This is a genomic window from Hymenobacter agri, assembly GCF_054778495.1.
Genome location: NZ_BAAGZM010000109.1, coordinates 1 through 10064, shown reverse-complemented (window position 1 = coordinate 10064; position 10064 = coordinate 1). Strand labels below are relative to the sequence as shown.

General features: G+C 62.3%; 3 protein-coding genes. 2 read left to right on the top strand and 1 reads right to left on the bottom strand.

Features of this window, described 5'->3' with window-relative positions; genetic code table 11:
- A partial coding sequence (locus tag ACYVDE_RS08075; protein WP_460500972.1) for a hypothetical protein occupies positions 1–3514 on the bottom strand: 3514 nt, incomplete at its 3' end.
- A 240-nt stretch (positions 3515–3754) separates the two neighbouring features.
- On the opposite strand from ACYVDE_RS08075, the gene ACYVDE_RS08070 reads away from it, so the two are divergent.
- Together ACYVDE_RS08070 and ACYVDE_RS08065 are read left to right on the top strand one after the other, a co-directional pair.
- Positions 3755–6580 carry a 4-alpha-glucanotransferase gene (locus tag ACYVDE_RS08070; RefSeq protein WP_460500971.1) on the top strand — a complete coding sequence of 942 codons (2826 nt, stop codon included), beginning with the start codon at positions 3755–3757 and terminating at the stop codon, positions 6578–6580.
- A gap of 874 nt (positions 6581–7454) precedes the next feature.
- Positions 7455–10064, top strand: a 2610-nt coding sequence (locus ACYVDE_RS08065) for a beta strand repeat-containing protein (RefSeq protein WP_460500970.1), incomplete at its 3' end; no start/stop codon positions are given.

The window sequence follows — 10064 nt, the reverse complement described above, 5'->3', positions numbered from 1 at the left end:
GCCGCACCTGGCCCACCGAGAACGGCTCCACCAGTTTCAGATTGAGGCGGTTGGCATCCACCACCAGGTCGAGCGGAGTGGCGCTGCTGGCCAGGTAGGTACCCGTCACGCGCACGTCGTTGCCGGCGCCGCCCACCGTGCCCGAGGCCCCGCCGGTAAGGCGCGCGTCGATGTCGTAGCGGTTGGCGGCCGGGTTGGTGGCTCGGAACACGATGTCGCCAATCTGGGCCTTCTGGAATACCAGGTTTTTGATGGTAGCATCGGCTGCGAACGCCTGGTTTTTCTTGCCCAAGTTGTCGATGCGAGCCGTGCCGTTCAGCTGCCCGGCCACCAACGAGTCCTGCTGCTGCACGATTTTAGCTAATTCGGCCAGCTCAAAATTCGTGAACGTAACGCCCAGCGGCGAGGTGCGCACCTGCGGGTTCTGGCTTTGCAGGGCCAGCGAGCTGCGGCCGTTGGTCAGGTTCAGGCCGTCGGCCACCACCTCGCCGGTGGGATAATAGCGCACGAAGTTGTTGGCGCCGGCCGTCCAGTTCTCGTAGTTAATCACCTGCTCGGGCGCGGCCACAAACTCGTATACCACACTGCTGCCCCGGCCGCCGCCCTGCGCCAGCGCCTGCAGGGTGCCGGCCACCGCCAGCCGCTCGCGGTTGGCCGAATCACCCAAAATGGCGGCGCGGGCAAATAGCTTGTTGTTGGCCACGTTGCCGATGATGCTCGGGCGGCGCAGCTTCAGGGTGCTGTCCTGGGCGGCTTGGGCCAGGCGCAGGCCGTAGTCCAGCTTTTGCGGGTCGGAGTCCACGTTCAGGCGCAGCGAGTCGAGCCGGTAGTTCTGGTAGCGGATAACCGGGATGCTGGTAGTGGCCGTGAGGCGGGCCGCCTGCCGCGAGTAGTCGCCGGCCAGCGTGAAGGGCGAAATCTTCTTCAGCCCCGGCACCAGCTTGGTGGCCAGTGTGGGGTCTTTCAGCCGCAGCGAGTAGGTGAAGTGGCGGTCGGCCCCGTTGGGCACGTAGCGCACGCCGGGCACGTCGAAGTAGCGGTCGAGGTGCTGCTGCAGCTCGGTGGCCAGGTCGCCGAGGTGCACGTTGCCATCCAGGTTCACGTTGGCAATATCGGAGGTGATGGTGGCCAGCGTGCGCCGGTCATTCTGCACGATGCGGCCGTTGAGCGAGTCGAGCGGAAACGCCTGGTTGTCGCGCACAATCACAATCTTGGTGCCGCTGAACGTGCCGTTCAGGGTATTCAAATTTGAGCCGCGCAGGTTGGCCACCAAGTTGCCCTGCACGCGCAGGTCGCCGCCGGTATAAAAGCCCAGCGCCGTGAGGTTGGCCCCGCGCAGGTTCAGCCTGGTTACCTCGTAGGTGGGGTTGTTGGGGTCACGCAGGTTCACCACGGCGCTCAGGTCGAGGTTCAGGTTGGGGTCGTTTTTGCTGCTGGCGTTGATGACGTAGCGGTTGCGGTCGAGGTCAACCGTTGCGGCCACGCCGCGGTAGGTGTAGCCGTTATAGCGGGCGCTCTGCACGTTGGCGCGCACCTGGCCCACCAGCGTGTTGGGGTTTTGCAGGTCGCCGGTGGCGTTGATGCGACCCGTGGCCGTCACGCGCCCAATCGTGGGGTCCTTCAGCAGCTTGCCAAAATCAAACCCGCCCACCGCGAACGTGCCCACCACCGGCTGCCGCCCGTTAGCCTGCTTGGCCCCCAGCCGCCCGCTGAACGCGAGGTTGCCGTAGGTCGAGCGCAGCTTCAGGTTAGTATCGAAGGCCAGCGTGGTCGGCCGGCCTTTAAAGGTGCCGCTCACCGCCACCGTGGGCGGAATGCTGATGTTGCTCGGAATGCTACCCTTCGGCGCGAGGCTGAGAATATCGGCTCGCGTGGTGTGGAAATCCTGAATGTCGAGGTCGGCATACAGCCGCCCGTCGGTATTCGGCAGGCCCTGAATGCGGCCACGACGGGCCTTCAGCACCGTGTTGCGCAGGCCCACAAACTCCAGGTTACGCACCGAGAAGTCGCCCACTCGGCCGGCAATCTGCCCGTTCAGCAGCACGCTCTGATTGGGGCCGGTGTTGAACGGGGAGGTGCCGGCCAGGCTCGGGGCCAGGTACAGAATATCCCGAAAGCCCAGGCGCACATTGCGCAGGTCGCCTTCAATCTTGAGGTTGGCCAGCTGCTTCACGTCGCTCAGCGCAGCCAGGTCTTTGTAGCCGATGGCCAGCGTGCGGCGGATGCGGGTGTGCGGCGTAATCAAGTCGAGGCTGTCGAGCCGAATCTGCACCGAGTCGTACACCACGTTGGCCTTCCAAGAGTCGACTTTAAAGCCACTCTTTTCCTGCCCGGCCAGGTTATCGACGCGGCCGGTGGTGCTGTTCTCCGAGTAGCTGACGTTGTGCGTGTTCAGCGTCAGGTTGGTGAAATCGAGGTGGTTGTAGTCGAGCGCCGGCAGCCGGGTGCGCTGCTTCGGCTGGTTGAAGTTGTCGAACTTCACCGCCAGCCCGCTGATGTCAGACTCATCGAGCCGCACGCGCCAGCCCGGCGACGCGGCCGCCTGGCCAGCAGCCGCTTTGGCCTTGTCGGTGGCTTCGTCGAGCTTGCGCACGGCCTCGGCGGGGTTCACCACGCGCTGTTCCACTGGTACGGCCTCGTTCTGGGCGTAGGCGAAAGTGGTGTTTTTCAGGGTGAGCTTGCCCAGCGTCACGCGCTGTTTTTGCAGGTCGATGTTCTTGGCCGTGACATCGGCTAGGCCGATGCGGGTGCTGATGAACTGCGCCGCCGGGTCGTTCTGATACACGAAGGCCACGCTGTCGAGCGCCGCGTGGTTCAGCCCCAGTTGCAGCGTCAGCGGCTCGGTGGGACCGGGAGTTGCAACCTCGGGGGCGGTTTTGGTTTGCACGATGCGGATGGCCGAGCGCCGCAGCGCCGCGTTATCCACCTTGTAAATGGAGTTATCCACATCTACCTCGTCCATATTGGCCGTGAACTCGCCGATGCGGGCCCGAATGTCGGAGCCCGTCACCTGGTCGTTCTGGGTGAAGTAGATGTTGGTGAGCCGGGCTTTGCCGATGTCGTATTTCAGCCCCGACGACGTGGTATCGACCGGCGCGGCGGGGTCGGTGAAGGCATTGATGATGAAGTCGTAGTTGTTCACCGAATCGGGCTCGGTGCGCGTGAGGCGCACTCGGCCGTCGTTCAGCTCCACGTTCGACACATTCACCTGCTTGTGCAACAGGGCCCAGATATCGAGGTCGACGCCGAGGTGGCCGACGGAAAGCAACGTGTCGCGCTGCTGGTCTTCGAGGTACACACCGTCGAAGTTGATGGCGTGGCGGAAGTCGGTGCGGAATTTCCCGATGCGGACTTCGGTCTTCAGCTTATCGCGCAGGTAGCCTTCGGCGCGGCGGGCCACAAAGTCTTGGCCAGACGGGAATTGCAGAAACACCACCACCCCAATAATAAGGAGCAGAAGGAAGGCCAGTAGCCCTAGAATTCCATAAAGAGTTCGGCGCAGAAAAGTGGACAAGGCAGGAAGGAATTAGCAACGACACAAAGCGGGCAGCCCTTCCAAACGCAAGAACGGCGGCGCGGGTTGGCCGGAGCCGCGGGCCGGTGGGTTGCTAAACGTCGGCTGCCCGGTCTGCGTAAGCCCCGGCTTTGGCCGTGCTGGTGCGCAACCGTTTGAGCATTTCGGCGCATTTCCGGCTTCATAAATCCTCCCTTGGCAAGTGCCTATCTTGCGTCCCCAACCCCCACCAGTTTGCCCATGATACTACGTTTCTCCCTACCCTACCGCACTATTTTTGGCCAGCGCCTGGCCGTTTGCGGCTCGCACCCGAGCCTGGGCAACTGGCAGCCCGCCGCGGCCGTCGACCTCAACTACGACGAAGCCACCGGCTGCTGGAGTCTGGAAGTCGAGTTGCCCGATACCGCTGCCGAGCTTACCTATAAGTATATGCTGCGCGACGACAACACCGGCGCGCAGCACTGGGAGTTTGGCCCCAACCGCCACATCTCCTACAACCCCGCTAACGCCTCTCGCCTGCACCTGGCCGACTATTGGCGCGCCCCCGCTCAGCCCGAAAACGAGCTGCTCACCGCCGCCTTCACCAAAGGCCTGTTCCGCCGCCCGGCCCGCGCTACAGTAGCTTCAGCCGCTGCCGAGGCTCCGGTACCCAAAGCCAAAAAAGCGCCCGCCAAAACGAAAGCGGCCAAAACCGCCGTAGCCGAGCCAACGACCAACAACCAACAATCAACAACCAACGCCGCCCCCGCCGCCGGCGAAACCATGTTCCGCCTGCTGGCCCCGCGCGTTGAGTCGCACCTGGGCTTGTGCGTGCTCGGCTCCGACCCGGCGCTGGGCTCCTGGGACAACACCAAAGCCCTCGTGCTGTCGGATGCCGACTACCCGACCTGGACCGGCACCGTGACGCTGCAAAACCCCGGCGAGGACTGCCTCTATAAATACGCCATGTGGGATGCGGCCGCCGGCCACGCCCTCGATATGGAAGGCGGCGAAAACCGCGTGGTGCCCGCCACGCAGCAGACCGCGGCCGCCCGCGTGTTCAACGACGAAGCCTACCGCTACGCCGATGCCTGGCGTGGAGCCGGCGTGGCCCTGCCCGTGTTTGCCATGCGCAGCGCCCAGGGCCTCGGGGTAGGGGAGTTCACCGACCTGAAGCTGCTGACCGACTGGGCCGTGCAAACCGGCATGAAGCTGATTCAGATTCTGCCCATCAACGATACCACCGCCACCCACACTTGGGTCGACTCGTACCCCTACGCCGCTATTTCGGTGTTTGCCCTGCACCCGCAGTTCATCCACCTCGAAGGCATTGCCGCGCTCAAAGACAAGAAGGCCGCCAAGGAGCTGGCCCAGGTGAAAGAGCAGCTAAACGCCAAGGATTTCGTGGACTACGAGCCGGTGATGGCCGCCAAGTGGAAATTCCTGAAGCTGCTCTACAAGCAGGAGAAGGCCGCCTTCCTGGCCGACCCGGAGTACCGCGAGTTCTTGGCCAGCCAGGGCAGCTGGCTGGTGCCCTACGCGGCCTTCTCGGCCCTGCGCGACCGGTTCGGTACCGCCGATTTCAACCAGTGGCCCGCCGAATACCGCTCGCCGCAGAATCTGGGCGAGCTCACCACCGAAACCACGGCCGATTACGACGATTACGGCCTGTTCTTCTTCACCCAGTTCCACCTCGACAAGCAGCTGCGCGAGGCCGTGAACTACGCCCGCTCCAAGGGCGTGGTGCTGAAGGGTGACCTGCCCATCGGCATTTACCGCCACTCGGTAGATGCCTGGACCCAGCCCGAGCTCTACCATATGAACGCCCAGGCCGGCGCCCCACCGGACGATTTCTCGACCACCGGCCAGAACTGGCGCTTCCCCACCTACAACTGGACGCGCATGGCCGAAGACGGCTACCTGTGGTGGAAGCAGCGCATGGGCCACCTGGCCCGCTACTTCGACGCCCTGCGCATCGACCACATCCTGGGCTTCTTCCGCATCTGGGAAATGCCGGTGGAGTCGGTGGAGGGCCTGCTGGGCCACTTCTCGCCGGCCCTGCCGCTGCACCGCCACGAGATTGAGCGCCGCCTCGGCTGGTTCGACTACTCGCGCCTGTGCCAGCCCTACATCCGCTGGCACATGCTGCAGGACATCTTCCAGGGCGAAGCCGAGGCCGTATTCAACGAGTATATGGACGATGCCAGCTACGGCCGCATCCACCTCAAGCCCCACGTCGATAACCAGCGCAAGATTGAAGCCTACATCGCCAGCAAAGTGGCCGCGCAGCCCGAGCACGCCGACTACTTTGCCTGGCTGGAAAAAGGTCTGTTCCGGCTCGTGAACGAGGTGCTGTTCGTGCCCGCCGGCGACGACTTTTACCACCCGCGCATCACCCTGAACAAGAGCTACTCCTTCCGCGAGCTCGATTCGGAGGAAGACCGTCGCCGCTTGTACGATGATATCTACGTCGACTTCTTCTTCCGCCGCCACGAGGAGTTCTGGCGTCAGCAGGGCTTGACGAAGCTGCCGCCCGTGCGCTACGCCACCGACATGCTCATCTGCGGCGAAGACCTGGGCATGGTGCCCGCCTCGGTGCCCGGCGTGATGAAGCAGCTCGGCATGCTGGGCCTGAACGTGCAGCGCATGCCCTCAAACCCCGAAGTCGAGTTCAGCCACCCCAACGACGCGGCTTACCTGAGCGTCGTCACGCCCAGCAGCCACGACACCAGCACCGTGCGCGGCTGGTGGGAGGAAGACCGGGTGCGCACCCAGCGTTTCTTCGAAACTATCCTCGGCCACTGGCGCGAGGTGGCGCCGTTCTACTGCGAGCCCTGGGTGGCGCGCGAGATTCTGGTGCAGCACCTGTACTCGCCGGCCATGTGGGCCATTTTCCCGCTGCAGGATTTGCTGGCCATCGATGGCCACCTGCGCCGCGCCAACCCGCACGACGAGCAAATTAACGTGCCCAGCAACCCCACCCACTTCTGGAAGTACCGTCTGCACCTGCCGCTGGAGGAACTGGTTGAGGCGGTAGGCTTCAACGAGCCGCTGCGGGCGCTGGTGGCGGTCAGCGGGCGTGGGTAACGATTTTAGGTTCTACTCAGTCATCAAAAAAGCCTCTTCCTGTGCGGGAAGGGGCTTTTTTGATGCAAACGGTGTATGCGCAACCTAACGCGGCAGGCCATAGGTGACAGCCAGTGCAATTGCGGCCAAGACAAGATTTAATCGTTTAGTAACAGGGCCATGCGCAGGCTTGGTGATAAGCCAGTGGCTACGAAATCATGGATGGATATTGTACCCGGTAACTTGTTTAGAATTTATAAATACTTGGACTATTGCAATAAGATTTATTTTAAACGTTTTTGAAATCCGCTTATACAAAAAGTTCGTAAGTCGGCGCCATTTAAATGCTACGGTATGTTAACTGGTTGTTACGCTGGATAATGCCGGTTCTGGGATTTCTGTGAACGTTAATCGGGTAAAAGGTGGTGTTTGTCGAAATTATCGGCCCTGTCCATCCCGTCAAACATAATTTTGCAGTGTTCAATAGGAGGATTAGCGGAGATATAAAGACCGTGTTAGTTGGGTTGTTTCATCGCTTTTCAAGCGCTACAATTCTGTCAATGAGCCACGTATTCTTTCAAGTACAACACACATTGCTGCTGCGGGCCCACGGGCCAGTCGGCACCGGGCGCTAGCTCGGCGGATGCCTTTGTGCACCCGGCTTCACAACGCCTGATTTCATTTTGCTTCATTCCCCATTTTCCACAAACACACCCTTATGAGACAAACCCTACAAACGTTCTGGCTGCTTTTGCTGCTGGCGTTGCCTGGCTGGAGCCAGGATGGGCCCTTGCGTAGTGCTGCGCCGCTTCGGTTGATACCGGGCCGCAATGTGTCCGAAACCCCGGTGCAAGCGCCTGTTAAGCGAAACGGTGCCCGGCCAATGGCGGCGCCCGTGGCGCTAAACTATTCGACCGGCGTGGCCGTCAATTCGGCGGCGGTGCTGATACCCAACCTGCAGTACACGGTGACGAGTCCGAACACTATTTCGTCGGCTACCGTGACCGTGCCCTCCGCTAACGGGGCCAAAGGCACGCTGTATGCTTACAACGCGGGTAATGGGGCCAACGGCGTGATTACTGCCAACAACACGGCCATCAACTACAGCTTCACCACCTACCCCAACCTGGCTTTCCAGCCGGCCAACGGTTTTGTGGGCCCTTATACTTTTACCTACACCGTCACGGACAATACCGGTGCCGTTTCGAACTCGGCTACTTACACGATTTACGTGGGAGCGCCCACGGCCAAGCCGCAAACCTCGCAGGTGCTGCTGAGCTCATTCGGCGCCGTAACGCTGTCGCTGCCACTGGTGGGCACCCCCGACCCGGCCACGACCAATACGGTGAACGGTTTTATTATTCGGACGCTGCCTGCAGGTTCGGCCGGGGTACTGGCGCTGAACGGCACTCCCGTAGCCGTGAACCAGGTAATTGCTACTACTGACGCTGCCAACCTGACGTTTGACCCGGCAGCGGGCTACTTCGGTACGGCCGTGTTTACCTATTCGGCGCGCGACAACGCGGGCAACATTGGCGCTGCGGCCGGCTACGGCATTCCGGTCAGCAACGGCCTGTGCAGCGCGGGCGCGGCCACTACGCAGCGCAGCGTACTCGATTTTACGTCGCGCACGATTGGCGAAAACTTCGCCGCCACGAACAGCATCACCGTTGATGGGGTGACCGTGACCGCCAGCCCGGCGGCTTACCCGTTTACGGCGGGCTCCAACACGCAGAGCTCGTTTGATGTGCAAGACCTCACGGGCCTGCCCGGCAAGGGCATTGCCTGGCAGGAGAACTACAACACGGGCTCGTCGAAAAGCTCGAGCGTAACGTTCACCTTCAGCAAGCCGGTCGCCAACTTCACGATGACGATGGGCGACATTGACCGCAACACTACCACCAATGCCGACCAGGAATACATCGACCGGGTGGTGTTCAACGGCTATGATGCCAGCGGCAACCTGATTACGCTCTCGTCGGCAAACGTGAGCACTGGGGTAGGCAACACGTTCAGCGGTGGCAATGCCGTGACGGCTACTGCCGGTTCGGATTCGGACCCTGCCAACAACGTGACGGTTACTTTCCCGCAGTCGATTACGCGCCTGACGCTGACGTACAGCAACCAGACGGCCAACGCCGATGCTGGTTTCCAGTTCACTTCTATTCCGCAGTTTGAGTGGTGCAACTCGGCCGCGGCGGCGGCGGTAGCCACTACCATTAACGGCCCGAGCACGGCCGTGGTGGGCCAGACGGTGCAATACACGGCTACTACTATCAACAACGGCGGCCAGACGGCCACCAACGATGTGGTGACCATCACCCTGCCCAACAAACCGGCCGCCGGTACCGTGACGGTGACCAATGGCACCTACGACCCCAGCACCGGTATTGTAACCTTTGCCCCGCAGGACATTGCCAGCGGCGCTACGGTTACGAATGTGGTGCGTTTCGTGGCGCAGGCTTCACCCACTACCGTAACCGGCACGGCCGCCAGCACTACCAGTGCTTTTGATGCCGATGCCAGCGACAACAACGGCTCGATGGCCAATGCTACCGTGAGCACGGTGGTATCGCCCACGGGCGCGGCCGGTACCCCGGCCCCCTGCGCCACGGCCGGCAAAGACGGCGCCGTGACGCTTTCGACCAACCCCAACGCGTACTATCCCAGCATTGCGGCCCAAACCCGGGCGGCTGGCTCCACCACTATTCAGGTGGGCCCGGCCCGTGGCGCAGCTACCAACATTGCTCCCGGCGACCTACTGCTGGTTATTCAAATGCAGGGTGCCGACATCGACGCCAGCAACACTAATACCTACGGCAGCGGCCAGCCGGGCACTCCGGTGAACGGCAACAGCGTGACGACCAATTTCACCGCCGGCACCTACGAGTACGTAGCCGTAGCTGCTGGTAGCGCCACGGTAACGGCGGGCTCTGGTGGCACCATTACCCTGGCCACGGCCCTGAAGAACAGCTACGTGAACGCCGTAGCCACGGCAACCACCGGCCAGCGTACTTTCCAGGTGGTGCGCATTCCGCAGTATTCGACCCTGACTTTGGCCGCCAACATCGTACCCGCTGCCTGGGATGGCAGCACGGGCGGCATTGTGGCTATCGGCGTGGCTGGCCAGCTCAACATGGCGGGCTACAGCATCGATGCCTCGGGCAAAGGCTTCCGTGGTGGCGCCGGCCGGCAGTTGGGCGGCGATAACACCACTACTACCAACACTGACTACCGCTCTTCGGCAGCGCTGAATACACACGCCACCAAAGGCGAAGGCATTGTGGGCACACCCCGCTACGTGAACGACAACAACGCGCTGCTCGACACGCGCACCAGCCCTCTGGCCTTGCCGGCGGGTTTGAACGACGGCTACCCGAACGGCGATAACGGCCGCGGTGCCCCCGGCAACGCCGGTGGCGGCGGTACCGATGCCAACCATTTCAACAACGACCAGAACACTGGTGGCGGCGGCGGTGCCAACGGCGGCCAGGGCGGCCGGGGC